Source organism: Stenotrophomonas sp. YJH_SMC_57 (genome assembly GCF_059369755.1).
On record NZ_JCAFSZ010000007.1, the window covers coordinates 50,203 to 75,790 of the forward strand.

The window sequence follows — 25,588 nt, forward strand, 5'->3', positions numbered from 1 at the left end:
CCTGACAAGCCGGAACTGATCCGGCCGGCTTCCCCCGGGGCTCTCTACCGGATCGCCATCAAGGATCTCGAACATGACCGAACTGACCAACATCGTGGCGGAAGCGCGCCGCCTGGAAATCCTGCACCCCGCCACGGAGGAGCCGGTGGGCTTGGTGCTGATCCTCCTGCCCGACAGCCATCCGCAGGTGAAGGCGGCTGCCCGCAAGGCGATCAACGATCGCATCAACAATCGCGGCAAGGTGACCGCAGAGCAGATCGAAGCCAGCCGCATCACCATGCTGACTGCATCGGTGAGTGGCTGGGACTGGCAGGGCGAGCTGACCTTCCACGGCGAGAAGCCGGCGTTCCAGGACCAGACCCTGCGGCAGCTACTGAAGGAATTGCCCTGGGTAGCAGAGCAGGCAGACGCCGCGCTGGGTGAACGTGCCGAGTTCTTTCGCCGACCTGACGAAACGGACGGCTGAGGCCGTCTACATCGCCGTCCGCTACGACATGGCGGATGAGAACGGCGAGACCCGGCGCCAACGCAATGCCCGCTTCGGCATTACCGAAGCGCCAGAGATGGAGATCCCTGACGCAGGTGCCCACGTCTGGGGCTGGTTCTGGGAGCTATCCGCCCGCCGGCACAGCGGCCCGGAGGCGTTGACGTTTGCTGACATCGGCCAATGGGCCTCCCTGCTGCAGATGGAACTGCTGCCGGAGGAGGTCCAGATGCTGATGGCGATGGATGACCAGTACCTGCGCGCGGTGCGCGAAGACCAAAAGGCCGCGCGCGAGCGGGCAATGCAGAACAATGGGAGCCCCTGATGGACATCGCCGAGCTTGGCTACAAGGTCGACAGCAGCGGCCTGGTGGAGGGCACCAAGGCCCTGGACGAGAATGCCGCTGCGGCTGAGAAGGCCGGTGCTGCCGCCGAACGCCTGGAGAAGTCCCAGAAGGACACCGGAAAGTCGGCGTCCTTCTGGGCCAACGAGCAGGCCAAGATCAATGCTCGCGTGCAGGAGATGGAGCAGATCGAGCAGCGCGCCGGTAGGGCCACGCAGCAGGCAGCGCGGGCGACCGAAGCCCGCGAGCTGAACCTGCAGAAGCTGCTGGGCCAGATCAATCCCACGGTGGCCGCGCTAAACAAACTGGCCGAGCAGGAAGACAAGCTGGCCCGTGCTCGCGACCTCGGCTTGCTGAAGCCGCAAGTGTGGCAGCAGTACCAGAACCAGCTCGATGGCACCCGGGCAGGCATCCTGGCCACTTCCAACAGCTTCGGGAAGCTCAACCTGCAGACGGTTGAAGCCCAGCAGACCGTCGCCATGCTGTTCCGGGCGCTGGCCACCGGCAACTTCGCGCAGGTGCAGTCCTCGATCACCAGCCTGACGGCGCGGTCAGGCGCCCTCTCGGCTGTGTTCAGCGCTACCGGCATTGCCGTGGCCGGCTTGGCCGTGGGTCTCGGTGCGGTGGCTGCCATCACCTACAGCGCCCAGAAGGAGATGGACGGTTATGCGGCGGCGTTGCTGAAGTCGGGCAATGCAGCAGGCCTCACCTCGGCTGGCCTGCGTGCCCTTGCCAACGACATCGGCAAGGCCACCGGGCGGTATGAGGACGCGCGCAAGGCGGTGGTGGCGCTGGCAGAAGGTGGGCGGCTGAGTGGGCAGCTGCTCGCGCATTCCGCCGCAGCGGCAGTGAGCCTTGCCCAGGTGAGCGGGCAGGACGTAAGTGCTGCTGCCCGACAGCTGGAGGAGATCGCCAAGGCGCCCTCCAAGGCGCTAATAGACCTCAACAGCGACTACCGTTTCCTGACCGCCTCGGTGCTGGAGCATGTCCAGTCGTTGGAGCAGCAGGGACGCCAGACCGAGGCGGTGGCCTACGCGACGGCCGAGGCGGCACAGGAGTTCGACCGCCGCGCCGAGGAGATGAAGGCGCAGACGGCCTCGCTAACCGGCATGGTGGCGGCACTTCGCAGCGAGTGGCAGGCCTTCACGCAGGACCTGCGGAACCTCAACACCCCGACCCTGGACATCAACATCGGGGCGTTGGAACAGAAGCTGACCTCGCTGCAGAGCGGGGCGTTCATGGGGCCGCGCTACCTTCTGCCTGGCGCCCGCGAGAACGATATCGGCGTGCTGGAAGAGCAGCTGCGGGTCATGCGAGAGCAGCGCAAGGATCAGCAGGAGCTCGCAGCGGGCGCCGCGCTGGTGAACCAGCTGCAGCAGGATGGCCTGGACGGCTACATGCAGATCAACAGCGTGCTGGACCGGGCGAAGACCAGCACGGAGAAGCTGGAAGAGAGCACGCGCAAGTTGAAGGCCAGCTACGAGGCCCTGAAGATCTCCAATCCGGCTTCCGAGCTGCTGAAGGGTGTGCAGTTCGGTGCCAACGGGGGCATCAGCGGGGGCAGTTACGACAAGGCGCTGGCTCAGCTGGTCAAGGATTCCCAGAAGGGTCAGAAGAAACCCGGTCGCAACGGAGACGACAGCGCAGCCCAGAACATGCTGGCCGCAGCGCAGCGCCAGATTGAGGCCAACAAGCAGCTGCTGGAGACCGGCGTCAAGGTGACCGAAAGCGAACGCCAGGCGATGGCGATCGAGCAGGTGCTGGCCAAGAGCAAGAACACCATGACAGCGTCCACACGGGCGCTGCTGACGGCGGCAAGGGAGGAACTGCTGGCTTCGGGCCAGAAGGCTGCTGCCTACACGAAGGAGAAGGAGGTAGCGGAGGCACTGGCCAGGCAGCAGGCGATCCTCGCGCAGGCCAGCAGCAACCGGGCGCGCTCCAACGAGCTGGACTTGATGGGCATGGGGCGCGGTTCGGATGCAGTGAGCATGCTCCGCCGGCAACTGGACATCCAGCGCGAGTATCAGGACGAGCTGAAGCGCATCGGCAGCCGAGACGTGGCCGCCGACAAGGCGTCATGGGATCTGCTGGCGGCGAACGCAGCGGCGTACCGCGACAGCGAGCTGGCCAAGGAACGAACGTTCCAGGAGCAGCGCCTGGCGATGCTGGGTGACTGGCGTGCCGGCGTGAACCGTGTGTGGGAGGACTACGTCTTCGCTGCCCGCAACGCGATGGACCAGGCCAGTGGGGTGATGAACACAGCGCTCGGCGGTTGGGAAGACATGTGGGTGCGGGTAGCGCAGACCGGAAAGCTATCCATCCGGGATATGTCGAACTCGATCATCGCGGACTTGGCTCGTATCGGGGCAAAGCAGGCGGCCGTCGGCCTGTTGGGCGGCTTGAGCGGAACTGGCCTCGGCAGGTTCCTCGGCCTGGGTGGTGGCATTGGCAGCGTAGTGAAGGAGTCGATTCCGCTACTGGGCTTCGGCGGTGGCCGCGCCCGTGGTGGCGGCGTCATGGGCGACTCCTTCTACGAGGTGGGTGAGGGCGGCCGTCCGGAGCTGTTCCAGCAGAACGGCAAGAGGTACCTGATCCCTGGCAACAATGGCCAGGTGGTGCCGGCGGCGCCAATGGCAACCGCAGGCACCCCAAGCGGCAGTAGCGCCATGCGGGTGGAGATCAACAATTTCGGCAGCAACCAGGTGCGCGCACGCGAAGAGAGCCAGCGCATGCCTGATGGAAGCGAGCTCAGGAGGCTGGTGATAGACATCGTCGGCGATAGCTTGGATGGCGGTGATCTGGCTGCTGTTGGAAAGGCGCGGTTCGGGTGGCAGGAGACTATTGGATGAGCACGTGGCCAACCGCAGCAATTCTGCGCTTCATCGGGTTGAGCGAGGACTTTGACCCCTCGGTTGAACGGACAGAGATGGAGAGAGGCGTTCCCCGCCAGCGGGTGATCAACAGTGGGGTAATGGCAACGGTCACAGCGACGGTGCTGTTCAAAACTCCTGAAGACGTGGCTGTCTTCGAGGCCTGGTACTTCAACGACATCAAGCGGATCGGCTGGTTCAACGTGGTACATCCGCGCACCGGGCAGGTTGTGGTCGCGCGGTTCGTTGGTGGAAAGCTTGGTGCAATGTCGCCGCAGGCACCGCGCTTCCATCTTGCGCAGCGAGAGGTGGTTATGGAGTACCTGAGATGAGTAGCTTCCTTGAGCGCCGTCAGCGCACGACCGACACCGATAGCGCCTTGGCCCTGATCGAGATCAGCGCGCCGTCGTTCCCAGAGGTTCTGCGCATTGCCAACGACACGATCGATTGGACAAGCCGGGGTCTGGTATACGTGGGCTATCCTTTTGGCTTCAAGCTGCCGGAGGACGTGAGCGGCCAGGCTCCGCGGCTCCAGCTGGTGCTGGACAACGTCGGCCGAAACATCACAGAGGACCTGGAAGGCCTGTTGCCCGGCGAGATCGTGAACGCACGGCTGATCATCACCGATCGCGCAGACCCCAACGTCATTGAGGCGGATTACGACCTCCCGATGGCACAGGTGTCGGTGAACAGCCAGACGGCGACAGCGCAATGCGGCGTGGACTACCTGACGCGCCAGCAGGCGGTACTGCTGCGTGCCAACCCGTTCACCTTGCCGGGGATCTTCTGATGCGCCTGGCGGATGTGGAGAAGTTCGTGGGCATCCCCTACGACGCCGATTGCTTCGACTGCGCCGACCTGGTGGTGCTGGTGCAGCTGCAACTGTTCGGACGACCGATCACGCTGCCTGGGCGCCGCCCACGCGGTGCTCAGGGTGCGGCCGAGCTGGGAACCCTGTCGCGGCCATACGGGCATCGGCGAGACGGCCCCCCTGAAGACGGCGACCTTGTCCTGATGTTCGATCAGGGCCACCGAAACCCTGGCCATGCCGGGGTTTTCTTTTTCCTGGCCCATGAAGGCTGGGTACTGCACAGCAACGAGCGCAACGGCTGCAGCGTGCTGCACCGCGTGCGTGAACTGCCCGGCTTCGGGCTTCGAATCGAGGGCTTTTACTCATGGGCCTGATGGACGCCCCTGTCCCCGCCGGTCGCTTGATCGTCACTCCCCACCCGGTGCTACTGGACGGTCAGCGCAATGCGCCGGTGGACCTGCGTCCGGGCGAGTCTCTGTATGCCTTCCTGATGCGCCACGTAGAAGGGCTCGACGGGCAGGCGTGGCTGGTAACAATTGGCGGTCGCCCTGTCGATCGTCACCTCTGGAGCCACGTCTATCCCAAGCACGGCCAAGTCATTGAGGTCCGTGGGGCGGTGGGCAAGAGCGCTGTTCGCCTGGTCGCCATGGTCGCGCTGACCTACTTTGCATTCCAGGCGCCGATGCTGGCGGGCTGGCTGGCGAAGGCGGGCTTGTCTGGTGCTGGTCTGGCGGCAGCACGTGCGGGCGTATATCTGGCCGGCAGTCTGCTGATCAACAAGGTGCTGCAGCCCAAGCAGCCCAGCGCCGCCGCGCCCGCCGAAAGCACCTTCGCTCTGTCCGCGCCCCGCAACCGCCCACGGCCCTACGAGCCGCTGGGCCTGCTGTTCGGGTCGGTGCGCATCGCCCCGGACGTGGCGAGCCTGCCGTACACGAACTACGAGGGCGACCAGCAGTTCGTCTCGCTTCTGCTGACTCCCGGCATCAACGTTGCCAGAGTGGAAGAGCTCTACAACGGGGACGCGTTGCTCTCGAGCTTCGAAGGGGTGCAGGTCTGGTACAACGGCTTCTCTGGCATGCCCGATCAGGACATCCCGATCTACAGCAACGTGGCTGTGGTCGAGGGTGGTCGGCTGCTCGACACCAGTAGCGATCCCAAGAATCGGCCGGGGCAATGGGTGCAGCGCACCGGCAGTGAGCGGACGATCCGCCTGGTGGTAGGCGTCGAGTTCCAGATCTGGGACGTGACCTCGAAGGGAAAAGAAAAGGACAACCGGGAGCAGCTTCAGGTTCAGTACCGGGCCGTCGGCACCGGCAACTGGTTGAACTTCGGCAACTACAGCGTCTCTGGCCGCACCCAGAAGACCCAGAAGCGCAGCTACACCTTGGATGTGCCCGAGGGGCAGTACGACGTGCGCGTGCGAGTGGCCGGTCAGAACACCGATGGCAGCGGCGCCCAGGCCAACTTCACCTGGACCACGTTGACCAGCGTTCGACGCGAGCCGTCGGGCTACCCGGGCATTTCGCGCATCGGCATTCGTATGCGGGCCTCTGGCCAGCTCAACGGTGCGCCTGATGAGATCCGCTGTGTGGCGCACTCGGCTCCGATCCCGGTGTGGAAGGGCGATGCCATCGGCTGGGTGACCGAGTCCAGCAACAATCCAGGTGCGCAGATCCTTGCCTATGCCCGAGGCTTCACTGATCCCACCGGCAAGCGCATTGCCGGGATGGGGTTGCCCGACCGTCAGATCGATGTCGAGGCTCTGAAGGCCTTCACACTGCACTGCGCTGCGAACGACCTGACGTACGACCATTGGTTGACTGAGGTGCGCAGCCATCAGGGCGTGCTCGACGCGATCGCGCTGGCCGGTTTCGGCCAGATCGCTTGGCCCCGCGGCCGGCTGGCCGTGGTGTGGGCCGCTGACGAACAGCCGCTGTCGGGCGTGGTCAACATGGCCACCATCAAGAAGGGGCAGTTCCAGGTCGACTACACCCTGGCCAGCGCCGCCGATGGCATCGAATACAGCTATCTCGACCGCACCACGTGGGAGGCCAAGACGCTGCGCGTGCCAGCACCGGGCGTGACGACCATGCTCAATCCGGCACAGGTGTCCGGCGAGGGCGTCACCAGTGAGGCACACGCGGCACTGCTGGCGCGCTGGCACCTGGCGCAGAGCATGTATCAGTACAAGGCGATCACCTACAGCACTGATATCGAACACATGTCCTACGGCCGCATGTCGGTGCTGGCGCTTCAGCACGATCTGACGCAGTGGGGCTTCGGGGGCCAGGTGCTGTCCGCATCGATGGGGCCGGGGCGAGCCGTGACGCTGCAGCTCGACGTGCCGGTGCCTGCGCCCGCGCAGGGCAGCGCCTACATCGGCCTGCGCATCCCTGGCGAGCGGGTGTACCGCGTGCTGCGGGTCGTGCCTTTCACCGGCGATAGCGACCAGCTGAAGCTCGCCGACCCGTGGCCGACCGATGCCGAGCTGCCGGGCAACGGCAATGCCAATCCGGCCTGGGACACTATCTGGATTTACGACTTCAAGCAGACCCCGGGTTACCGCGTGCGCGTGGTCGGTGTACGGCCGGAAAGCGATCTGAAGGGAGCCGCTGTGGACGTGGTGCCAGAGAGTCAGGAGTTCTGGCATTACGTCAAAACCGGTGAGTACATCCCCCCCGGCAATGGCTCGCAGCTGCAGACGCGGCCGGTCGCCAGCAACCTGAAGATGACCGAACGACAGGTGGTGCAGGGCGATACGGTTTACACCGAACTGCAGGCCTCGTTCGACATCTCTGGTCCGGTCGGAGACATCGTGGTGCTGAGCGACCTCGACGGCAACGCCGCTTTGGAGGAAGTCGCGCGCACCGTAACCCGTTCGGCCAGCTGGCGCATCCCAGCAGCAGGCACCTATCCAGTTACCGTGCGGCCATACAGCCCCGACGGACTGGCGGGTGTTGCGGTCAGCCTGATCTACAACACCATCGGCGCAGACGTGCCGCCGGTGCTGGTAGACCTGTTCGACGTGGAGGAGCTGAGCGGCGGCGTGCGCCGTTACACGTGGGGATTCCTCAGTGACACCATTCAATCGGCTGACTTTGCCGGCGTAGAGATCCGCTACATGCCAGGCCCGATCGCTTCGCCGGCCTGGGACCAGATGACGCCTCTGGGCGATACCGGCTATCACGCTGCTGCCTTTGAGGCAGTGCTGCCAAGCTCGGGCGAATGGACGTTCGCTTGCCGATCGCGCAACACCAGCGGCGCGCTGTCCACTGGAATGCGGGTGTTGTCCCGTACGCTGGGGAACAACCTCGGCGAGCAGATGCAGGAAACCTGGGAAGAGGCTGAGCGGGCCAACCAGCGGGTAGGGCAGGAGATCATCGATCGACTGGCCGGCGATCTGGCTGCGATCAACGAGGCCGTGGGCAAGGCACATCAGTACACCGACGAGCAGGTCGCTGCGCTCAACGGCATCCTGGAGGACATTGTCGGCGCCGACGAATGGGCGGCTGGTACGACCTACCCGGCGGGTGACTTCGTGCGCCGCGCTGGGACGCTCTACCGGGCGCTGGCCGAGAACGTGGACGTGGAGCCGGGCACCGACCCGGCGGTGTGGGAGGCCATCGGCGACTACACCTCGGTGGGCGATGCGCTGGCGGCGGCCATCAGCATGTCCACCAAGAACGCCAGCGACATTGAGGCTGAGGCCAGCCGCGTGGATGCCGTGGTTGCGCGGATGCCGGCGGGTGCTGGCACGCTGGCCACATATGCACAGGTGGCCAGCGAGCAGCAGGCACGCGCCGATGCTGACTCGGCCTTGGGCCAGCGCCTCGACAGCACCAATGCGGCCTTGGGTGGCAAGGCGAGCACGGCCAGCGTGAATGCAGTCGAGCAGGCCAGTGTCAGCCGAGACAGCGCGCTGGGCGAGCGGATCAATGCGACCAATGCGGCCTTGGAAGGAAAGGCCTCATCCGACGCCCTGCAGCAGCTGCGCAGCGAGGTTACCGAGCTGGACGGGGTTGTTGATGCCAACAGCCAGCTGATCAACCAGGTGCGTGCATCGCAGTCCGGTGGCGTGAATTCGCTGCGCAATGCTGACTTCGGTATGGGTACGTCCGGCTGGCAGTTCGCGGTCAATCCGTGGCAGGCGGCTTTGCAGAAGAACTTCGCAGGGCTTGACTGGACACCTGTCGGTGGCGCCCAAGCGGGCTTCAGCGTCGGGGGAACGCCTAGCGGGGGCGTTGCGCTGGACCATGATGCAAGGCCAGTGGTGATCGCTGGGGAGAACTGGATCGCGTCGGCATATCTGGCAAGTCACCGATGCTATTCGTACCTGCAGCTGATCGCGCTTGATGTGACGGGGCGCGTCATCGATTTCGTCAGCTCACCGGTGTCGCGGGCGTTTGGCGGCAAGCTGCTCGGGCAGTGGGCCCGAGTACATGCGCGTTTCCCCAACGGCCTGCCCGAAGGCACCGTTACCGTGATTCAGCGCTGGTGGACCGAGGACGCGAACGGCGAATCGCCCTTCTCATGGATTACGCAGCCCATGCTTGAAAAGGCGGCTCCTGGGCAGACAGCGCCGTCCTCCTGGTCCGTGAGTGCTGCCGGCATGGCCGAAGCGACGCAGGCGCTGTCGGTGCGTGCGACGACCTTGGAGAACGGTCAGAGCCAGCTGCAGGCGTCCTATACCTGGGCGCTGGACGTCAACGGTCGGGCCATCGGAATGACGTCGGTCAACAACGGCACCATCGGTCAGATCAACTTCGTTGCTGATCGATTGGGCATCGTTGATCCGAACAACACCGGGAGTACGACGTTCGAGGGCGGCCGCTGGGTTACCCGCTCTGGCGCTTACATGATGGTGCATGGCAAACCGTTCGGCGTGTCCAACGACCTGATGATGTGGATCGGTGTGGGCTCAAACCCGGCCAATGCCAGCAAGGCGAACGGCTTGTTCTGGGTGGACAACCAGGGCAACGGCTACTTCGGTGGCAGCCTGTCGGCAGGCGTGCTCAAGAATGCTGTGCAGACCACCTCGACCAACGGCAACGCCGAGATCATAAACGGGCCGTTCTCGACCTTGGGGCGCGCCAAGAACGTCGTGGTCAGCTACGACATGACCAAGACCGACACGGCCAACACGGGGCGTTGGACCGGCGTCTCCGGACCGGTGAACGCAACCATCGCGATCTACCGGAGGGTCGGAAACGGCGGCGAGCAGTTCATCACGAACTTCAACGTCACGGGCAACTACGAGGTGCTGAACGAGCAGGGTGGCCCATCGCAGCTGATCTCGCGCATGGGTGGCTCGCACACCTTCACCGACAACACGCCGGGCACCGAGCAATTCACCTACCGCGCCATCATCGTCACCCGCAACGTGGCCACCGGCACGCCGAGCGGCGGCCCGGTCGGTGTGGCTATCAATCAGACGCTGGGCATCATTTCCGTGGAGCAATGAGATGTCACCGATTCTTTCCGAGAGCAACAACAACCGGGTTGAGATGTTGGCGACCCGAATTGAGGTTCAGTGGGATTTCCGAAACAACGACGGTCCGGTGCTGTTCAACTTCGACCGAGTGGACTGGGACCCGGTCGCTAACCACGTGAACAGCCGGGAGTACGACCGCACCATCCCGGCGCGAATCCAGACCTTGATCGATCGCGAGTACACCATCATCCACCCGGTGACTGGCGAGCAGGAGGTGGTGCCTGGCTGGAAGCTCATGGCGCTGATCAAGGCCGCGACGGACCGGGTCTGGGAGACGGCGACTTCGCCCGCAGCGATGGTCACAGCGCTGCCGGGTGAAGGAGGGAGCTGACGGCCGAACCATCACGCTTCCACAACGGGCCCCGATGGCGCCGTGTGCTACTCGGTGCAGATATTGAGTGTCTCGATGATCTGCCCCGCGACCTCTGCATCTGCGCATAGAAAGAAGACGGCATCCCTCTCCGCTGCTTCAGAAAGGAAGTGGTGGACAGTGATCAGAGCGGCCGTCGTATTTCGGACGAACACCTCGTGGTACTGCGAAAGCCGAACGTGCGCAAGCTGCGCAGCAAGCGCCTGCTTGGTTGCTCGGATTTCGGCACTTTTGTCACTCTCAATCCGCCCAGGCAGGCCGACTCCGCAACCGGTATAGACACACTTGTCCTTGAACCTGGTCTTCCAGGCGAACTGAGGGGAGTTGGGTTCGAAGGGGGGCGCGTGTAGGGGATTGCTCTTGATCATTCAGGGGCGACGGTGTGTGGGCTGGTCGCTTCCTGCGAGGTGCGCGCGGCTGCCTGATGCTGCTCACGGCCGCTCAGTCTTGAGTGGTGTACGGAGCGTAATTCTGCGAGCGTGAAAGTCCCGCGACTGTGCACCGCTTGTTGCCTTGCTTCCTGCACGCGCTGAGCACATAGCTGTGCATACGATCACCGCTGAATTCGAGGTTGTGCCGCATGCTCAAGTGTTCAGTTGTGTTTGTAAGCTCCGCTGTCGAAGAAGTGGCTGAAAGCCGGCTTGCCGACCTAATGGCTGCTGGGGCTAGGTTCAACGATGCGTGCGGGTCGAGAGCGGTTGTGTGCTTCGATGGACGCCGCTTCTTTACCTACCTCGAGGGAACCGCTAGTTCGGTAGCTGCGACTTTGGTCTACATCGAGTCATTGGCCATCCACTCAGAGCTTGTGCAGCTCGCTCGAGGGACTGTTCAGCAGCTCCGCTTCCCGGAACAGCCGTTGCTATTCATGCGGGTGACCCCCTCTCAGCTTAAGTCCTTGGTCCGCGCCGACTGGACCAATTTCTCCCAGCGCCTGAAAGGCCGTTTTGATCCCGTTACGGGCATGGAGCAACTCGCCGATCTGGTTGCGCAATGCCGCGAGTCGGCGGCAGCCTGAATTGCTGCGGCTCCCCCGGAGATAGCACCTTGTGCTGTCCTCGGGTGTATAAGCGATCAAGGGCAGTAGGGAACAGATCGATGCGCTTTGAGTTCACGCATACCCACATCTATCCCGGGGCTACCGCCGATCTTTCTGGCAGCCTCCCGGCAACTGACGGTGAGACCACGTGCTTGGTGGAGTTGAGTGATGGCGTCGTCCTCTCGACCAGTTGTTCTGTGAGGGGGGAAGAGGTTCTTCTTTCAATGCCGGAGTACCTCACCGCTCGTGGCGCGAAGATACCCGCAAAGACGTGGGCGCTACGCAGGGACGTTGAGACAGGAGCATGGCGGGCGAAATCTCGGGTCAACACCTAGAGTGCGGGTGTCACCTTGGATGATTCTCGCATCACGTGGCTGCAGTTATCCTGTGAGGCCCACACCGAGAAGTACAGATGCACGAGTTTCAAGATTGGATATTCAGCGCCAGGGGAAGAACCATAACGGCCAGGGTTCAGGTGGATGGGCGGGGGGGCGGCACCATTACGCGGTTTGAGGTCAGGCCCGGTCCGTCACAAATCGGCCTTTCAATCAAAGTGGGCTCCCAGCAGGAGGCCGCCGCCGAGCTTGAGCGAATCCTTACTGGTCTACTGGGCGCTGATTGGTAGCCCTTGGGTCGATCGAGGAAATCTGCTCGGTGAGCATGCGAAGAGACTGCTGAAGCGCAGCGGTGAAAACCGGGCCGTCGGTGCCGGCATGAACGTCCGCCGCTTCTACCAGCATAAGTTCCCACACGCGGGCCAGTGATCGCCGATCGTTGTGGGTGGCGATGGCAGCGCCAAGCGCGTACTCCATCGCCTTGAGGTAGGCCCGATGGGCTTCCAGATCGACCTCGCACGAGCGAAGTCGTTCAGCAATTTGCTCCAGGGTGAGTGTCATAGCGGGCTCGACTTGCGCATGAATAGGATGGATAGTCCGTGTGGGCCACTAGGCGGACACAATGAGCATCCTCAACGTTTTGCTGCGTGCTGACCAGCTCCTCGTTGCCGTTGACACCTTGGCGGAGGATGCCCAGACCGGCGCCCACTCATCTGGTGCAAAACTGCTCCTGATTCCGCAGCACAACCTTGTGCTGGCTGCGCGCGGGTCCACGCAGTTCTTCGTTCGCATCTACGAGCTGGCTCTGCAGGCGAGCTTCCGAGCTGATTTCACGATGGAGCAGCTCTCCGCCGAGTTGGGCCTGGTAGTGGATCAACTATGGCCGAATTACCTGAGGGCGGCAGCCGAGGCTCGCTTGCCGATCGAAAAGCTTGGGACCGAGCTGGTGCTGGGTGGCTGGTCGCCGAAGAGAGGCCGAATGGTGGCCACAGCCTATGCGAAGAGCGACAGCTCCAAGCCAACGATAGTGCAGCCCCTCGATGGGGGCTTGGCTTCCCCAGGGGAGCCGCTGGCCGGCAGGTCGGACAGCTTCGCACCGGCCGAGGTTCTCGCTGCAGGTAAAATTCAGGCTGCGTGGCTCAATGCGCGGATGGGGCGACAGGTTGCCGGAGGCCGGCTTCTGGCTACTGTGTTGCGAGAAGGGCAGGCGGTGACCCAGGATCTAGGACCTATCTAGGTCTTCCGGCGTCAGGCCAGCAAGAGCGAGGATTCGATCCTTCCTCAGCTGCTCGCCCCACAGGATCCACGCTTCGTTGGTGGTCAAGATCCCCGTCACTTTGCATGCTGGACAAGTCAGCTCAACACCTCCCCCTACGTCAGCAAGCCCGCTGCCGCGGGAAATACGTGATTCGTCTCCACAAGAGCCGCACTTGACCTGAAGCGATTCGACTCGCTCGAGCGTTCCATTCAGGTGCAGCAATGGGCGGATCCGAAAGATCCGGAAAGCGGTCGGGGGTGTCATGTGTCGTGCCTTAAGGGGCTAGACACGGGGGCGAAGGATTTCGCGCCGGAGAGGAGCCAAGTGCATCAACCATACAGCATGAACAGTTAAGAACGTCGTGCTGTACAAATTCTCTTCGCTGGAAGGCGTGAAGGAGCGCAGCGGCGTATGCCGCTGCGCCTGGGTATCAATCAAACTCGATGGCTTCGCGCATCGGCTGCGTCCAAGTGTCGGTCACCCAGCAGGTTCCTTCGTGGCAGAACGTCTGCGTGCATCGGGCCATGCCGCCGCCGGCAGGCACGCATGACGTGTGGAAAGATGCAGCGTTAGCTGCGGGAACCACGCCTACAGCACCGGCCGCTCCAGCAGCAGCAACGATCAAACCAAGCAAGACACTTTGGATCTTCATGATCACTCCATTGTCAAGTTGATGAATGCCCGGTGGGCAATCGAAAGGTCTCAACGCATTTGGACGCTAGCAATAGGAAAATTGCTCATTGCCGTGTAGGGGAGTACCTACAGATCGGCTTGGAAGGGCAAATCGGGGAAGGCTGAGCGGTTAAGCCCGACCATTGAGCGAATCGCAGCGATTGAGACGGCCGGTCGTATCCTTCCGGCCATGTATTCCTCCCACGGCTTCCGCACTGCCCCGATTCCCTCTGGCTGGGTCCAGACCGGCGAGCGCTGGGCGCTCTGGTACAACGGCCGGGAGACGGCCAGCGTCACGCCCGATGGCGGTCCTGGGGTCCGGCTATGGATGGAAGGCCAGAAATTCTGGGACGTGAAGGAAGTTCGGGCCGCCAACGTCCGGCAGGCAAAGCGCTACGGCGAACGGTGGTGCGCCGCCAGGCTGTATCCCGACCTGCCTCTGCGCGAGGCCGTCGTCCGGCTGACCGATAGCACGCCGATCCAGCCGCCGCCGCCACTGCCTGGCCTGCCGCCGACCCGCGAGCAGCAGGATCAGGCCCGGCGCTTGGCCGAGGCGACCGCGCTCGCCACAGCGCGAGTCAAGGAAGCGTTGGAGCCAGCCAAGCCGCAGACGACCAAGCCCCGCCCTCGGGACGCCAGTAAGGCATGGGTGAGGGCAGGGCTGCAGCAGATGCGCCGCGGCATATAGGCTGAAACTGTTGCCGAGGCCAATCGCCCAGTGAGATGCTATCTTCTCCAACAGATGGAGGCATGGTCGGCTATTGGCGGCGATGCAGGAGCACTGAAATTTGATGGATCAACAGGGGGATTCAAGTGCTGACGTTTAAGACGCAGTTTCCACTCCGTTCCGATGCGGAGATGGCTGATTTTATGGAGTGCTGCAAGCAGTGGATCAGTGGCAGTCCGCACACTCTCCTCAGCGATTTGAAGTGCGGGAGTCCGCGGGGGATCTACGAAGCTGACGGGGAGAAGGCGGAGTTTCTTTTCTCTCACTCCGGGGACTCCCAAGTCGGCGGCGTCAAGTATGAGAAAGCTGATAGCGATGGCATTCATTGGACGACGGAGGTAGTCGGCTGCCGGTCTCTGTCGGGTGAGTTTTTCGTTTCTGTACAGTTGAGCGTCGATGCAGAAATTCCAGTCGAGAGATTGGATGGGGGCCGTAGGCCTTATATTCTCAAACTCTTGATGAAAAATTTCTCGGGAGGTGAGGATGGTCGACTTGTTGTCGATGATTCTCCGCTTTTCTTGACTGAAGAGCATCAGGATCTTGCAGCGGATATTATCTGTGCGCGCACGGGAAGTGCCATGCCGGTGGTATATGTGAGTCGGCGGGGGGATGGTAGCCTTTCTGTAGATCCTGTGCGTCTGGCTCAGTGGATCTCGGCTATGGCTCATGTCGTCGTAGAGCCCTCTCGCTCCTTCTCAACTGTGCTTTCGCGGGAGGTGTTCGGAGAAAATCCGTACGGCGGAGCGGTTGCTATCTACTGGCCGGATGGCGTAGGTCGGTGGTTGTACCTCCCGGATCGCTGGAAGGAGTCTGGCGAACTCCAGTTTGCGATTGCCCGTAAGGTGAGAAGTTCTCTGTTGTACCACCGGACTCGCCAGGAATGCACCTGGAGTCACCTTCAGCAGTGTGTGGCGGACGAAAAGTTCGAAGAGATTCGTAAGTCTGGTGCCGTTGGCTTGGAGGAGTATGTTGCGCATTTCGACGGTGAGATTGCCGAGCAACGGAAAAAGATGGCTGAACAGGGAGAGGAAATCAGGCGGCTGCAGGCGCAGTTGAACAGGGGGAGGTTCTCTGGTTGGAGAACAGAATCAGTTGCTGGTGATGCTGTTTCGACGATTGAGCTCGCTTCTTCAGAGCGCGATCTCTATCAGGGGGAGCAGCTCTCAGCGGTTCTGGACGCCCTTCGGAGTGCTGCGGAGTCCGCAGAGGATAATTCTCGCAGGCGTCACATCTTGAGTTCGATTTTGGAGTCGAACAAGAGTGAAGGGGAGCGCGATATTATTACTTCAAAGATTAAAGATCTCCTGAGTCAATACGACTCGATGAATCCGGCTATTCGTAAGGGGCTTGAAGCGCTGGGTTTTGAGATTAGCCAAGACGGCAAACACTGCAAGCTCACATTTAGGGGGGATGAGCGCTATCCGTTCATTCTCTCCAAGACGAGCAGTGATCATCGGGCAGGGAAGAATGCGTTCACGGATATGAGAAAAAAATTGTTCTGAGACAGCTGCGGTAGTAGGCGCGGACGTTCGGCGCGCTTAGGGTGGCGTGGGAGTCTCCACCGACTCATCTGACCGAGCCCCGTCCGAGGGATGCCCGAAAGGCGTAGCTGAGGGCGGGGCTGCAGCAACTGCGACGCGGCGTGTATCAAGCAACCCGCAGTTGCATCACGTTGCCATCGCGCAGTCTATCCAGGTAGTCCGCCCATTCCTGCATCATCCGAACCCGCTCATCGAGGTGTGTCGTGCGGTTGTAGGCGCGTCCATTCGGGTCGCGCACGGCATGCGCCAGCTGGTGCTCGATGATGTCCGGACGGAACCCAAGCACCTCATCCAGCAGCGTGCGCGCGGTTGCGCGGAAGCCGTGACCCGTCACGGTGTCCTTGTCGAACCCCATGGCACGTAGCGCGGCCAGTACCGCGACCTCCGACATCGGGCGATCCTTCTTGCCCCTGGCGGGGAACACGTACTTTCCCGACTCGGTGTATGGCTTCAGCTCGCGCAAGATCTCAACCGCCTGGCGCGCCAGCGGCACGATATGAGGCTGCCGCATCTTCATGCGTGCTGCCGGAATCGACCACAGGCCGGCATCTAGATCCATCTCAGTCCATTCGGCCTGCCGGAGCTCCCCGGGGCGGACGAACACCAGGGGCGCCAGTTTGAGCGCTGTGCTGACGATGCCGGCGCCACGGTAGGCGTGCAGGGCGCGCAGTAGCCCGCCCAACTGGACCGGGTCCACCACTGCGGCGTGGTTCCGTTCTGGGGGCGGGACCAGGGCGCCGCGTAGGTCCGCGACGGGGTTTCGCTCTGCTCGGTCAGTCGCCACGGCGTATCGCATGACCTGGCCGCAGTTCTGCATGACACGGTGCGCGGACTCGAACGCCTGGCGCTCCTCCATCTTCCGGGCGATCTTCAGGAAGTCGGAGGCCTTCAGGTCGGCCGCGCGCAGCTTCCCGATGTGGGGGAACACGTCATTGTCGAACCATGCCTCGACCTTCTTGCTGTAGTTGGGCACCCAGGGGCGGGCGGCCAGCCACTCGCGGGCAATCGCCTCGAAGCTGGAAGCGGCATCCATGACGGCGGCCGTGGCGGCTGCCTTCTTCTGCTCACCCGGGTCCACGCCAGCGCGCAGCAGGCGCCGGGCGTCGTCGCGCGCATCCCTGGCGCTGGCCAAGCTCACCTCCGGGTACAGCCCCAGCGCCAGCACCTTCTCCTTCCCCCCGAAGCGGTACTTCCAGCGCCAGCTCTTGGCGCCGGCAACGGTGACGTAGAGGTACAGGCCACCAGCATCGGAAAGCTTCTGCGGCTTGTCGGCTGGCTTCGCGCGGCGGATCGCGAGGTCGGTCAGGGGCATGGGGGTATCGGGATTTCGTGGGCGGCTCGATACCCCTAGATATACCCCCACCGTCTCATAGGCTGCAACGGAACAGCATGGACAACCGTGGAAAACGAAAAAGCCGGAACCCCTTATTTGACGAGGGATTCCGGCTTTTCGTGGACCCTTTCGGACCCGGTATTGGTGGAGGTGGGCGGAATTGAACCGCCGTCCGAAGGCACTCCATCCCCAGCACTACATGCTTAGCTCGCCGTTAAATCTCGTCCCCGAACAGCACGGCGTGCAAAGCGCATCCGGGAACCAGCCTGTTGTGTTCTAGTGCCGGACTGACAGGCAGCCGCCCAGCGCGATTCCATGATAATGACTCTACGCTGCGAGCATGGACACAAGCAGTTTCGAGGCTCCGCCTAAGTCGGCAGAAGGTCACGCACCGCAGTTTTTAGGCTGCGAGAGCGACCGGAGCGTAGTTGTCGTCGTTGGCAACTAGAGTTTTGCAGCTGGATTTACGAGGAAAGCTACCCCCTCGGCATGCGCCAGGCGACTTCACAACCCCCGTCGAAACCAATGCACCCCCGGTTTCTTCAAGTCTTGCAAGGCTTTCAGGCCCTTGGTTGATCATGGATCGACCAAGAACCCGCCTAACGATGCGAATGGTACGGCAATCTTCCTGAACAGTCACGCGGCGGCGATTCAGCCGGCAGCTCATGCGTCGGAGGGGGGCAGGAGGTGATGGTCGGGGCCAGTGTCACCGCCAAGGTTGGGGGCCGCCTCAACCCGGACAAGATCTGGTGAGTGCTGGACGGTGTCGCCCGGCCAATCGGTGACATGCGTAGGGTTGTGCGAACCCGTTGGCATCAGCACTCCTGGGCGCTTACGGCACTATCAGTGCCAATTGCCGGCCCATGATTTTCATGTTCGATCCGCTTCAGAGGTGAAAGCGCGCGGGCCAGTTCGAGAGTCGAGTCTTTCACCGATTGACGCTGCCATCCTGGGACTGATAAAAGGTTGGAAGGGGTCAAGGAAAGTGGATTCAAGGTATCAAGGAGTGCAGGGGGAGCTTTTGGAGTCCCCTTGCTGATGAGTTCCAGCCAAAGTAAAGGAATGCAAATGAAGGGAAGGATTGCCCTGCTGGCAGTGGCGATTGGCGTGACGTTTTTTTCGGCTTACTCCCAGACTGTCACTCTGCCGCCAGTCAAGGTGACTGCACCACGAATGGGCGGTGGTCAGTTCAGTTGTCACGGAACTGCGTGTTCTAGCGCAGTCAATCAGGAGTCGTTCGCTGCCCATCAGCGGTTTCTTGAGGAGAACGCACGGTATCCCGATGAGCCGCCAGAGCTAGATCAGGATCGAGTCTGCAGAGCCATGCGCACAAGCCGCCCTTCAAACTGCGATTATGGATCCCCTCCATCTGTGCCCGGATTCAGCCCTGGGTGGGTGCCGAACGGGTGTGGTACTGGGCCTCGAGCGAACTGGTTTCTGGATCGCGCGCTTTCTCAGTCTAATTCGTCAAGCTATTCGGGAGATCTAAACGCGCCGTTCGCGGGCGTGAGTTTTCTGGCGGCATGCAATAGCCATGACGCCTGTTGGGGGAGCGCGATGCATCGAGCTTCATGTGATATCCAATTCGGCGAAGCACTGACTTCCGCTTGTTCGGGACAGGCCACTCCGGAATCCTATAACGTATGTGTGGGTTATGCGGGGATGTATCACGGCGCCGTTTCAACTACGAATGGGTCAAATGAAGCTTACGCAAGGGCCGTTAATGAGAATTCGTGCGCCGCTTGGGTTTATGACATGAAAGCTAATGGGTGTGCGCCATGAAAGCAAAGGTTGGCGTAGGGTTGGTTGTTTCTATTGCAGTTTCCTCAATTTTTCTGGTTGCTTGCAGGCAGCCCCCGGAGCAATTGGGCAGCCAGCCGGAGCTGAGTTCCAGTGACTCTGATCGCGGGTCTGGAGGCGGGATTCCTGGAAAGGCGGCCCCTGAAAAGGGGAGCGAAGAGGGCAAGCGATCAACGTTCAAGTGGGAGGGTGATGGCTCTTCGTTGACCATTGAGCAGCGTGGATATCTGGCCAATCTCTCGATCCGATACAACAATATCTTTACCGGCCTGGAAGGAAAGCCGCAGGCCGAGGTTGATGCCTTGGGGTTCCCAACTGCCGAGGAATGGCTGGATGCAAGGAATCTTACGGACGACGAACTACTCGATAGGGCCCGGCGTGGAGATGTCAAGGCGAAGGCGTTTTATGTTGACAGAAACGTAGCAAGGCTTGAGGACCTGCTGTCATCTTCCGGGGCTGAAAGTCTCAGTGAAGTATTTCAAGCTTCGCCCGCCGCTCGGGGCGAGTACCAGCAGTTGGTTGTCGATACACAGGTCGCCGCTGCGGGGATTCTCAAGTTCCAACCCAGTCCATTCGCTGCGTACTTGTATGGGCATACTAGTGCAGTGATTGGTGGGATGCAGTTCCCCTATGCTGCTGCGATTGCAGTGGCCGGTGACTTGGGGGATGCCCGGTCGGCTGCATTGCTTCAGGCTTATTCGAACAAGGTCGGGGCAATGGATTCAGACGCTGTAATGAGCAGCTATAAAAGTATGCGGAGTACCGCGGGCTTGAAGTGAGGCGCACATGCAGATCTTCGTGGTTCTGATTATTTTCCATTTGGCAGTGGTGATAATGTCGATGCCCGCCCTCGTTCGTCATAGGCACGGGTGGGCGTATTCTGCTGGCGTCGCGGCGCTGGTATCTCTGTCTTTGGCTCCCGTTTTTTCAGCTTTTTTTGTTGTGAGTGGTGTGCCATATTTCAATCGGCATGTTCCTGTTGCAGTTCTGGCTGGATTGCTCTACGTGGCAAGTTTCCTTGCGTCGGTGATATCCGTTCTCATCTATTCCAGGCAAGCTCGCCACCCTGCTTGTCGGCCGGAGCAGTAGTGCCGTCAGTAGCGCAGGAAGGTATCGATGGGAAACGGCCAGGCACTGCTGTGGCCAGAGCACGCCAATCCAATGCCTTCCTCGCCACGGCAAAACAGCTGAACAGTCACCTTGTCCATCCACAGGGCGTTGTAATGCCGTGGCCATAGCGGATTGGTAACGTCATTGGCACGAATTTGCGACACACTGGCAACGAATATCCGAGCCATGACAGACACGGAGACGGTGGGTGACCGAGGCAAGCCAACAACGCAGCCTGCGACAGCTGGTCGGACCGGTCGGTGCCGACTACCAGCGGCGCGCGCTGCCCCCCGGCTGGGTCTGGGCGCTGCTGGCGCTGCTGCTCGCAGTCACCTGGCTGACCGAACTGCCGGCAACGGCAGCGGCGGCGCTGGTGGCCAGTGCGGTGGTGGTGCACTGGGCGCAGCGCGGCCGCACTCATTGGTTGGGGTGGCGACTGCCGGGCCTGGCGGTGCTGGCGGCCCTGCTGTGGGGGCCGGAGGTGTTGTCGCAGTGGTTCGAGCACGGCCTGGCCGTGGTGCTGATGTCACTGGCCAGCCTCAGCATCGGCGTGCATGTGTGGCAGTCGCGGCAGACGGCCCGCCAACTGCAGGGCGCGGCCGATGCGCTGGACGATAACCAGCTGCTGGCACTGCTGCCGGATGATGCGGCCCGGCTCGCCCAGCAGTGGCGCGCGGGCGATGACCGCCACGCGCCTGAACTGGCGGTGGTGATGCACCTGGCGGTAATGCACGCGGCGCTGGCCCCGCGGATGCGGAAGCTGGGCGCGCTGGCCGGTTGACCGGCTTGTAGAGTCGAGCTTGCTCGACTGATTCTTCTCCAAGCCGAGCATGGCCCGGCTCTACAGAAGGCCAAAGCAGTCGAGCAAGCTCGACTCTACAGGGGCATGCGCAACCGCTTACGCGTCGCGGTTGCCGCGACGCATCACGCGCTGCTTCTCGATCGCCCAGTCGCGGTCCTTGGCGGCATCGCGCTTGTCGTGGGTCTGCTTGCCCTTGGCCAGCGCGACTTCGAGCTTGATCTTGTTCTTGCTCCAGTACATCGCGGTGGGCACGATCGTATAGCCATCGCGCTCGACCTTGCCGACCAGCTTGTCGATCTCGCTCCGGTGCAGCAGCAGCTTGCGCTCGCGCCGGTCGTTGGCCACCACATGGGTCGAGGCCTGGATCAACGGGGTGATCTGCGCGCCGATCAGGAAGATCTCTCCATCCTTGACGTAGGCGTAGGCGTCGACGATGTTGCCGCGGCCGGCACGGATCGATTTCACTTCCCAGCCCTGCAGGGCCAGGCCGGCTTCGAAGCGATCCTCGATGTGGTACTCGTGGCGGGCACGCTTGTTCAGCGCGATGGTCTTGTTGGCCGTCGCGCTCTTTGCTTTATCCTTGCCGCTGTTCTTGCTCATTTCCGTATTGTCTCCGATTCGGGCCCGCCCGGTCGATTGCCGAAACGTCCTGTATTCATGCCTACTATCCGCCGCAGCGCCCTGGTCGAACATTCGGCCGCGCGCATGTTCGACCTGGTCAACGATGTCCAGGCCTATCCGCGCCGTTTCCGCTGGTGTTCGGCCGCCCAGATCCTGGAGCAGGGCGAAGACCGGCTGGTGGCGCGCCTGGACCTGGGCCTGGGCTCGTTCAGCACCTGGTTCCAGACCGAAAACACCCTGCAGCGCCCGCACAGCATCGACATGCAGCTGCGCGATGGCCCGTTCAAGCAACTGCACGGCCGCTGGGAATTCCATGCGCTGGCCGAAGATGCCTGCAAGGTCACCCTGACCCTGGAGTTCGAGCCCAGTTCGCGCCTGCTGGGCCCGGCCCTGGCGATCGGCTTCCAGGGGCTGGCCGATCGGATGGTCAACGATTTCGTCCGCGTCGCCGACGAGGGCTGAGCGATGATCGAGGTCGAGGTGGTGCTGGCCTGGCCGCAGCGGGTGCTGTCGCGCCGGCTGCAGCTGGAAGAGGGCGCGACCGTGGCCGATGCCATTGCCGCCGCCGCGCTGGACGGCACTGCCGGATGCCCGGCGGTGGCGGTGCATGGCGTGCTGGCGCGCCCGCAGCAGGTGTTGCAGGAAGGCGACCGCATCGAGCTGCTACGCCCGTTGCTGGCCGACCCCAAGGACAACCGCCGGCGGCGCGCGCTCGGCGGTTGATGCCCGTGACCCGTCCGTGCGGACGGGCAGGGCGCCTCAGCGGCCCTTCTTCTTCTTGTCCTTCGGCAGGTTGCGGCCGAACTGGCGCACGGTCTGCTGGGCCAGGGCCTTGTCGTTGCCCGGGAAGTAGTCGCCTTCCCAGCGGGTGACGGTGTCGTTGTCGAAGAACACGACGAAATTCTTCACCTCGGTACGGCCCAGGCGGTTCACGCGCTGGCTGGAGGTGTAGTCCCAGCGCTGGGCGTGGAACGGGTCGGGGATGGACGGGGTGCCCAGCAGCGCGGTGACCTGCTGCTTGCTCTGCCCGACCTGCAGCTTGGCCACGGCATCTTCCCGGATCAGGTTGCCCTGATAGATGGGTTGCTTGTAGATGATGCCGCACCCGGTGGTGGACAGGGCGACGGCGGCGACCAACAGGAGATTGCGCATCGGGACTGGCGGTTGGGGAAATCAAACCGATGATACACTCCCGGCGTGCCACCGCGACCCAATCCGAGGCAGCTGGCGCTAAATCGCCAATGAACGGAGACCTATGGAAACCCACGACCTGCGTAAAGTCGGCCTGAAGGTGACCCATCCGCGGATGCGGATCCTGGCGCTGCTTGAGCAGCGCAATGCCCAGCACCACATGACCGCCGAAGACATCTACCGCCAGCTGCTGGAGCATGGCGACGAGATCGGCCTGGCCACGGTCTACCGGGTGCTGACCCAGTTCGAGGCTGCCGGCCTCGTGCTGAAGCACAATTTCGAAGGCGGCCAGGCCGTCTACGAGCTGGACCGCGGCGGCCACCACGACCACATGGTCGACGTGGACAGCGGCAAGATCATCGAGTTCGAAAGCCACGAGATCGAAGAGCTGCAGCGCAAGATCGCGGCCGATCACGGCTACGAGCTGGAAGAGCACTCGCTGGTGCTGTACGTGCGCAAGAAGCGCAAGTAAGCCGTTCCGGCCAGCCGGACGCGACAGAACCCCGGGCTTGCCCGGGGTTTTTCGTTGTTCACAGTAGATCCGCGCCATGCGTGGATGGCGCCATCAACACCTCCAGATCCACCGCCTCGGCCATCGCCTGGTTGCCGGCATCGCCCGGATGCAGGTGGTCGCCGGAGTCGTAGGCCGGCGCCATCCGTGACGGATCGGCCGGGTCGCGCAGGGCCGCGTCCAGATCGATCACCGCGTCGAACGGGCTGCGTGTGCGCAGCCAGGTGTTGAGCTGTTGGCGCAGCGCCTCCTTGTCGGGCTGGTAGTAGTCGTCCAGCGGCGTGCCGGGCAGGGCGCCAGCGAAGGGCGGCAGGGTGGCGCCAAGGACGCGCAGTCCGCGCCGGCGGGCCTGTTCGGCCAGAGCCCTATAGCCGTCCTGCAGCTCGGCCAGCGTAGGACGTGCCTGCTGCCGGGCGAAGGCGGTGCCGGGCCAGCTGATGTCGTTGATGCCGATCAGCACGATCACGCTTGCTACTCCGGGCTGATCCAGTGCATCGCGCTGCAGGCGGGCCAGAACCGACTCGCCCATGCCGTCACGCAGCAGCCGGCCGCCGGAGATGCCTGCGTTGACCACCGCGACGCCCCGGGGTGCCAGCCGCGCGGCCAGATGGTCGGTCCAGCGCTGGTCCTGGTCGAGGCTGGCGGTGGCGCCGTCGGTGATCGAGTCGCCGATCACCACCACGCTGCGTGCGCTGTTGGCGGCTTCGACCTCGATGCCGGTCAGGAACAGCCGGGCCGTGGTGGGAATGGCCCGATCCAGGCTGCGCGCCTGGCTCTGGTTGCCGCCGGCGATCCAGCTGGTCTGGCGGCCGTCCCAGTGGAAGGTCTGCAGCGGTGTCGGCCCCGGCACGAAGACGCTGACCTGCAGGGCCTGCTGATTGCCGGTGGGCAGGGACAGCGGATCGCTCAGCCGTTCCTGGCCCGGGCCGATCAGCACGCTGGGCTGTCCGTCGAAGTGGAGCGGCCGTGGTGTCGCGCCCGGTCGTGCGGCCACGCTGGCCGCTCCTATTCGCAGGGGGTGCGTGCCGTAGGCATTGCTCAGCCTTACCCGCAGGCGCGGGCCGCCCAGGCTGATGCGCGCGGTCTGGCGGAAGGTCTGGTCGTGCAGCGATGCCGGGATCAGGGACGGGAACAGGAAGTCTGCGCCCCACACCGGTTGCGGGCTGGCCTGCCAGCTGGCCACCCAGTGCGGGGCAGGGGTGGCGCTGGCGGCGCCGGACAGGGCGAGCAGGGCGCTGGCAGTGAGCTTGCGGAGGCGGTCCATGGAGCGATTCCGGGGAAAGGAGCCGCCATGGTGATTTCGCCCTCATCTGTGAACTAGACTGCGCATGGACAATTATCTGTGAACTGGATTCATCGCCATGGCGCGACCCGACATCAACCGATCCGGTGAACTGGAAGTCTTCGTGCGGGTGATCGAGACCGGCGGCTTTTCCGCGGCGGCCCGCACCCTGGACATGACCCCGTCGGCGGTCAGCAAGCTGGTGGCGCGGCTGGAGCAGCGGCTGGGCACCCGCCTGCTGCAGCGGTCCACCCGCCAGCTGCAGCTGACCCCGGAAGGCTGCGCGTTCTACGAGCGTGGCCTGCGCGTGCTGGCCGACCTGGAGGAGGCCGAACGCTGTGCCAGCGCCCACGCCGAGCCGCGCGGGCGGCTGCGGGTCAATTCCAACGTGCCGTTCGGCCAGCACTTCCTGTTGCCGCTGCTGCCGGCGTTCCTCGATCGCAACCCGCAGGTGGGGGTGGACCTGACCCTCAACGACGAAGTGATCGACCTGCTTGAGCAGCGCACCGACGTGGCGGTGCGCGCCGGCCCGCTGAAGAGTTCCAGCCTGGTGGCACGGCGATTGGGCGCGACGCGGATGATGATCGTGGTCGCACCGGCCTACGCGCAGCGGCACGGCCTGCCGCGCGATCCTGAGGAGCTGCAGGCGCACAACCGGCTGGACATCGGCCATGCGCGGGCGATGCAGGGCTGGCCGCTGCTGCAGGATGGTCGTGAGCGCATGCTGCTGCCCAGCGGCAACGCCCGTGCCAGCAATGGCGATGCGCTGCGCCAGCTGGTGCTGGGTGGGCTGGGCATGGCGCGGCTGGCCGCCTTCCAGGTGCAGGCCGACATCGCCGCCGGGCGCCTGCTGCCGGTGCTGGAAGAGGCCAATCCCGGTGACCTTGAGGAGGTGCACGCGGTGTTCCTGGGGCAGGGCGGCTATCTGCCGCTGCGGGTGCGCGCCTTCCTCGATTTCCTGGTGGAGAACGTCGATCTGACGCAGCCACAAGGGTAGTGC

Annotated in this window: 26 protein-coding genes and 1 other RNA gene; 19 read left to right on the plus strand and 8 right to left on the minus strand. The window is 63.2% G+C overall.

Annotated elements, in window-relative coordinates:
* Positions 1–73: 73 nt before the first annotated feature.
* Genes AC5P7U_RS10915 through AC5P7U_RS10950 form a run of 8 tightly spaced genes read left to right on the plus strand, consistent with a single transcriptional unit; the run spans position 74 to position 10,330 of the window.
* Positions 74–466, plus strand: a complete 393-nt coding sequence (locus AC5P7U_RS10915; RefSeq protein WP_414554737.1) for a hypothetical protein — start codon at positions 74–76, stop codon at positions 464–466.
* Positions 420–809 (plus strand): phage tail assembly chaperone, encoded by a 390-nt coding sequence (locus AC5P7U_RS10920; protein WP_495221116.1) that lies wholly within the window; start codon positions 420–422, stop codon positions 807–809. Before AC5P7U_RS10915 ends, AC5P7U_RS10920 begins: the two co-directional genes overlap by 47 nt.
* The gene (locus tag AC5P7U_RS10925) at positions 809–3,676 is read left to right on the plus strand and encodes a phage tail length tape measure family protein (RefSeq protein WP_495221117.1); all 2,868 of its coding nucleotides are present in this window, start codon (positions 809–811) and stop codon (positions 3,674–3,676) included. The genes AC5P7U_RS10920 and AC5P7U_RS10925 overlap by 1 nt, the downstream gene beginning before the upstream one ends.
* Complete coding sequence (locus tag AC5P7U_RS10930) at positions 3,673–4,029, plus strand: hypothetical protein (protein WP_495221118.1); 357 nt, start codon at positions 3,673–3,675, stop codon at positions 4,027–4,029. The genes AC5P7U_RS10925 and AC5P7U_RS10930 overlap by 4 nt, the downstream gene beginning before the upstream one ends.
* Positions 4,026–4,487, plus strand: a complete 462-nt coding sequence (locus AC5P7U_RS10935; RefSeq protein WP_447376615.1) for a DUF1833 family protein — start codon at positions 4,026–4,028, stop codon at positions 4,485–4,487. The genes AC5P7U_RS10930 and AC5P7U_RS10935 overlap by 4 nt, the downstream gene beginning before the upstream one ends.
* Entirely contained in the window at positions 4,487–4,882 is a 396-nt protein-coding gene (locus AC5P7U_RS10940) for a peptidoglycan endopeptidase (RefSeq protein ID WP_495221119.1), read from the plus strand. Before AC5P7U_RS10935 ends, AC5P7U_RS10940 begins: the two co-directional genes overlap by 1 nt.
* Entirely contained in the window at positions 4,873–9,969 is a 5,097-nt protein-coding gene (locus AC5P7U_RS10945) for a host specificity factor TipJ family phage tail protein (protein ID WP_495221121.1), read from the plus strand. Before AC5P7U_RS10940 ends, AC5P7U_RS10945 begins: the two co-directional genes overlap by 10 nt.
* 1 nt (position 9,970) lies before the next feature.
* A complete protein-coding gene (locus tag AC5P7U_RS10950) occupies positions 9,971–10,330 on the plus strand; it encodes a hypothetical protein (RefSeq protein ID WP_049458476.1) in 360 nt (119 codons plus the stop codon).
* Positions 10,331–10,377: 47 nt separating this feature from the next.
* Here the strand turns inward: AC5P7U_RS10950 and AC5P7U_RS10955 are convergent, their stop codons facing one another.
* Positions 10,378–10,737, minus strand: coding sequence for a hypothetical protein (locus AC5P7U_RS10955; protein ID WP_197613502.1), 360 nt, complete (start codon positions 10,735–10,737; stop codon positions 10,378–10,380).
* A 212-nt stretch (positions 10,738–10,949) separates the two neighbouring features.
* On the opposite strand from AC5P7U_RS10955, the gene AC5P7U_RS10960 reads away from it, so the two are divergent.
* The gene (locus tag AC5P7U_RS10960) at positions 10,950–11,384 is read left to right on the plus strand and encodes a BLUF domain-containing protein (protein ID WP_049458478.1); all 435 of its coding nucleotides are present in this window, start codon (positions 10,950–10,952) and stop codon (positions 11,382–11,384) included.
* Between the two features lie 617 nt (positions 11,385–12,001).
* On the opposite strand, the gene AC5P7U_RS10965 is transcribed toward AC5P7U_RS10960, so the two are convergent.
* Complete coding sequence (locus AC5P7U_RS10965; protein ID WP_049458482.1) at positions 12,002–12,301, minus strand: hypothetical protein; 300 nt, start codon at positions 12,299–12,301, stop codon at positions 12,002–12,004.
* Positions 12,302–12,362: 61 nt separating this feature from the next.
* Between AC5P7U_RS10965 and AC5P7U_RS10970 the strand changes: the two genes are divergently transcribed.
* Positions 12,363–12,977 (plus strand): hypothetical protein, encoded by a 615-nt coding sequence (locus AC5P7U_RS10970; protein WP_414554728.1) that lies wholly within the window; start codon positions 12,363–12,365, stop codon positions 12,975–12,977.
* Positions 12,978–13,428: 451 nt separating this feature from the next.
* On the opposite strand, the gene AC5P7U_RS10975 is transcribed toward AC5P7U_RS10970, so the two are convergent.
* The gene (locus tag AC5P7U_RS10975; protein WP_152908745.1) at positions 13,429–13,650 is read right to left on the minus strand and encodes a hypothetical protein; all 222 of its coding nucleotides are present in this window, start codon (positions 13,648–13,650) and stop codon (positions 13,429–13,431) included.
* 210 nt (positions 13,651–13,860) lie between these two features.
* Between AC5P7U_RS10975 and AC5P7U_RS10980 the strand changes: the two genes are divergently transcribed.
* Both AC5P7U_RS10980 and AC5P7U_RS10985 read left to right on the plus strand, forming a co-directional pair.
* The gene (locus AC5P7U_RS10980; protein WP_495221124.1) at positions 13,861–14,358 is read left to right on the plus strand and encodes a hypothetical protein; all 498 of its coding nucleotides are present in this window, start codon (positions 13,861–13,863) and stop codon (positions 14,356–14,358) included.
* 170 nt (positions 14,359–14,528) lie between these two features.
* Positions 14,529–15,899, plus strand: coding sequence for a hypothetical protein (locus AC5P7U_RS10985; protein WP_495221126.1), 1,371 nt, complete (start codon positions 14,529–14,531; stop codon positions 15,897–15,899).
* Positions 15,900–16,044: 145 nt separating this feature from the next.
* Here AC5P7U_RS10985 and AC5P7U_RS10990 read toward each other — a convergent pair whose 3' ends face one another.
* Entirely contained in the window at positions 16,045–17,250 is a 1,206-nt protein-coding gene (locus AC5P7U_RS10990; RefSeq protein WP_495221127.1) for a tyrosine-type recombinase/integrase, read from the minus strand.
* A gap of 163 nt (positions 17,251–17,413) precedes the next feature.
* Positions 17,414–17,806: a transfer-messenger RNA gene (ssrA, locus tag AC5P7U_RS10995) on the minus strand.
* Positions 17,807–19,049: 1,243 nt separating this feature from the next.
* Here ssrA and AC5P7U_RS11000 point away from each other — a divergent pair.
* The 3 genes from AC5P7U_RS11000 to AC5P7U_RS11010 all read left to right on the plus strand — a co-directional run bounded on the left by AC5P7U_RS11000 (position 19,050) and on the right by AC5P7U_RS11010 (position 20,962).
* A complete protein-coding gene (locus AC5P7U_RS11000; RefSeq protein WP_197564393.1) occupies positions 19,050–19,850 on the plus strand; it encodes a hypothetical protein in 801 nt (266 codons plus the stop codon).
* A 7-nt stretch (positions 19,851–19,857) separates the two neighbouring features.
* Positions 19,858–20,160, plus strand: coding sequence for a hypothetical protein (locus tag AC5P7U_RS11005; protein WP_197564392.1), 303 nt, complete (start codon positions 19,858–19,860; stop codon positions 20,158–20,160).
* A 229-nt stretch (positions 20,161–20,389) separates the two neighbouring features.
* Entirely contained in the window at positions 20,390–20,962 is a 573-nt protein-coding gene (locus AC5P7U_RS11010; protein ID WP_006433951.1) for a hypothetical protein, read from the plus strand.
* 117 nt (positions 20,963–21,079) lie between these two features.
* Here AC5P7U_RS11010 and smpB read toward each other — a convergent pair whose 3' ends face one another.
* The gene (gene smpB, locus AC5P7U_RS11015; RefSeq protein ID WP_040007975.1) at positions 21,080–21,583 is read right to left on the minus strand and encodes an SsrA-binding protein SmpB; all 504 of its coding nucleotides are present in this window, start codon (positions 21,581–21,583) and stop codon (positions 21,080–21,082) included.
* Between the two features lie 57 nt (positions 21,584–21,640).
* Here smpB and AC5P7U_RS11020 point away from each other — a divergent pair, with 57 nt between their 5' ends.
* On the plus strand, positions 21,641–22,066 hold the full coding sequence (locus AC5P7U_RS11020) for a type II toxin-antitoxin system RatA family toxin (protein WP_032959119.1): 426 nt from the start codon (positions 21,641–21,643) through the stop codon (positions 22,064–22,066).
* A gap of 3 nt (positions 22,067–22,069) precedes the next feature.
* Positions 22,070–22,327 carry an RnfH family protein gene (locus tag AC5P7U_RS11025; protein ID WP_008268432.1) on the plus strand — a complete coding sequence of 86 codons (258 nt, stop codon included), beginning with the start codon at positions 22,070–22,072 and terminating at the stop codon, positions 22,325–22,327.
* A gap of 36 nt (positions 22,328–22,363) precedes the next feature.
* Here the strand turns inward: AC5P7U_RS11025 and AC5P7U_RS11030 are convergent, their stop codons facing one another.
* Positions 22,364–22,756, minus strand: coding sequence for an outer membrane protein assembly factor BamE (locus tag AC5P7U_RS11030; protein ID WP_006434042.1), 393 nt, complete (start codon positions 22,754–22,756; stop codon positions 22,364–22,366).
* Between the two features lie 103 nt (positions 22,757–22,859).
* Between AC5P7U_RS11030 and fur the strand changes: the two genes are divergently transcribed.
* Positions 22,860–23,267, plus strand: a complete 408-nt coding sequence (gene fur / locus AC5P7U_RS11035; RefSeq protein ID WP_005409235.1) for a ferric iron uptake transcriptional regulator — start codon at positions 22,860–22,862, stop codon at positions 23,265–23,267.
* 58 nt (positions 23,268–23,325) lie between these two features.
* Here the strand turns inward: fur and AC5P7U_RS11040 are convergent, their stop codons facing one another.
* Entirely contained in the window at positions 23,326–24,570 is a 1,245-nt protein-coding gene (locus AC5P7U_RS11040; protein ID WP_197564391.1) for a GDSL-type esterase/lipase family protein, read from the minus strand.
* Positions 24,571–24,667: 97 nt separating this feature from the next.
* Here AC5P7U_RS11040 and AC5P7U_RS11045 point away from each other — a divergent pair, with 97 nt between their 5' ends.
* Complete coding sequence (locus AC5P7U_RS11045; RefSeq protein ID WP_312562488.1) at positions 24,668–25,585, plus strand: LysR family transcriptional regulator; 918 nt, start codon at positions 24,668–24,670, stop codon at positions 25,583–25,585.
* Positions 25,586–25,588 lie beyond the last annotated feature (3 nt).

What these genes read in the sequence shown, in the direction of transcription:
- AC5P7U_RS10915 (WP_414554737.1), top strand. Translation starts at nt 74, where the DNA reads ATGACCGAACTGACCAACATCGTGGCGGAAGCGCGCCGCCTGGAAATC.
- AC5P7U_RS10925 (WP_495221117.1), top strand. Translation starts at nt 809, where the DNA reads ATGGACATCGCCGAGCTTGGCTACAAGGTCGACAGCAGCGGCCTGGTG.
- AC5P7U_RS10930 (WP_495221118.1), top strand. Translation starts at nt 3,673, where the DNA reads ATGAGCACGTGGCCAACCGCAGCAATTCTGCGCTTCATCGGGTTGAGC.
- AC5P7U_RS10935 (WP_447376615.1), top strand. Translation starts at nt 4,026, where the DNA reads ATGAGTAGCTTCCTTGAGCGCCGTCAGCGCACGACCGACACCGATAGC.
- AC5P7U_RS10940 (WP_495221119.1), top strand. Translation starts at nt 4,487, where the DNA reads ATGCGCCTGGCGGATGTGGAGAAGTTCGTGGGCATCCCCTACGACGCC.
- AC5P7U_RS10945 (WP_495221121.1), top strand. Translation starts at nt 4,873, where the DNA reads ATGGGCCTGATGGACGCCCCTGTCCCCGCCGGTCGCTTGATCGTCACT.
- AC5P7U_RS10950 (WP_049458476.1), top strand. Translation starts at nt 9,971, where the DNA reads ATGTCACCGATTCTTTCCGAGAGCAACAACAACCGGGTTGAGATGTTG.
- AC5P7U_RS10955 (WP_197613502.1), bottom strand. Translation starts at nt 10,737, where the DNA reads ATGATCAAGAGCAATCCCCTACACGCGCCCCCCTTCGAACCCAACTCC.
- AC5P7U_RS10960 (WP_049458478.1), top strand. Translation starts at nt 10,950, where the DNA reads ATGCTCAAGTGTTCAGTTGTGTTTGTAAGCTCCGCTGTCGAAGAAGTG.
- AC5P7U_RS10965 (WP_049458482.1), bottom strand. Translation starts at nt 12,301, where the DNA reads ATGACACTCACCCTGGAGCAAATTGCTGAACGACTTCGCTCGTGCGAG.
- AC5P7U_RS10970 (WP_414554728.1), top strand. Translation starts at nt 12,363, where the DNA reads ATGAGCATCCTCAACGTTTTGCTGCGTGCTGACCAGCTCCTCGTTGCC.
- AC5P7U_RS10975 (WP_152908745.1), bottom strand. Translation starts at nt 13,650, where the DNA reads ATGAAGATCCAAAGTGTCTTGCTTGGTTTGATCGTTGCTGCTGCTGGA.
- AC5P7U_RS10980 (WP_495221124.1), top strand. Translation starts at nt 13,861, where the DNA reads ATGTATTCCTCCCACGGCTTCCGCACTGCCCCGATTCCCTCTGGCTGG.
- AC5P7U_RS10985 (WP_495221126.1), top strand. Translation starts at nt 14,529, where the DNA reads ATGGCTGATTTTATGGAGTGCTGCAAGCAGTGGATCAGTGGCAGTCCG.
- AC5P7U_RS10990 (WP_495221127.1), bottom strand. Translation starts at nt 17,250, where the DNA reads ATGCCCCTGACCGACCTCGCGATCCGCCGCGCGAAGCCAGCCGACAAG.
- AC5P7U_RS11000 (WP_197564393.1), top strand. Translation starts at nt 19,050, where the DNA reads ATGAAAGCAAAGGTTGGCGTAGGGTTGGTTGTTTCTATTGCAGTTTCC.
- AC5P7U_RS11005 (WP_197564392.1), top strand. Translation starts at nt 19,858, where the DNA reads ATGCAGATCTTCGTGGTTCTGATTATTTTCCATTTGGCAGTGGTGATA.
- smpB (WP_040007975.1), bottom strand. Translation starts at nt 21,583, where the DNA reads ATGAGCAAGAACAGCGGCAAGGATAAAGCAAAGAGCGCGACGGCCAAC.
- AC5P7U_RS11020 (WP_032959119.1), top strand. Translation starts at nt 21,641, where the DNA reads ATGCCTACTATCCGCCGCAGCGCCCTGGTCGAACATTCGGCCGCGCGC.
- AC5P7U_RS11025 (WP_008268432.1), top strand. Translation starts at nt 22,070, where the DNA reads ATGATCGAGGTCGAGGTGGTGCTGGCCTGGCCGCAGCGGGTGCTGTCG.
- AC5P7U_RS11030 (WP_006434042.1), bottom strand. Translation starts at nt 22,756, where the DNA reads ATGCGCAATCTCCTGTTGGTCGCCGCCGTCGCCCTGTCCACCACCGGG.
- fur (WP_005409235.1), top strand. Translation starts at nt 22,860, where the DNA reads ATGGAAACCCACGACCTGCGTAAAGTCGGCCTGAAGGTGACCCATCCG.
- AC5P7U_RS11040 (WP_197564391.1), bottom strand. Translation starts at nt 24,570, where the DNA reads ATGGACCGCCTCCGCAAGCTCACTGCCAGCGCCCTGCTCGCCCTGTCC.
- AC5P7U_RS11045 (WP_312562488.1), top strand. Translation starts at nt 24,668, where the DNA reads ATGGCGCGACCCGACATCAACCGATCCGGTGAACTGGAAGTCTTCGTG.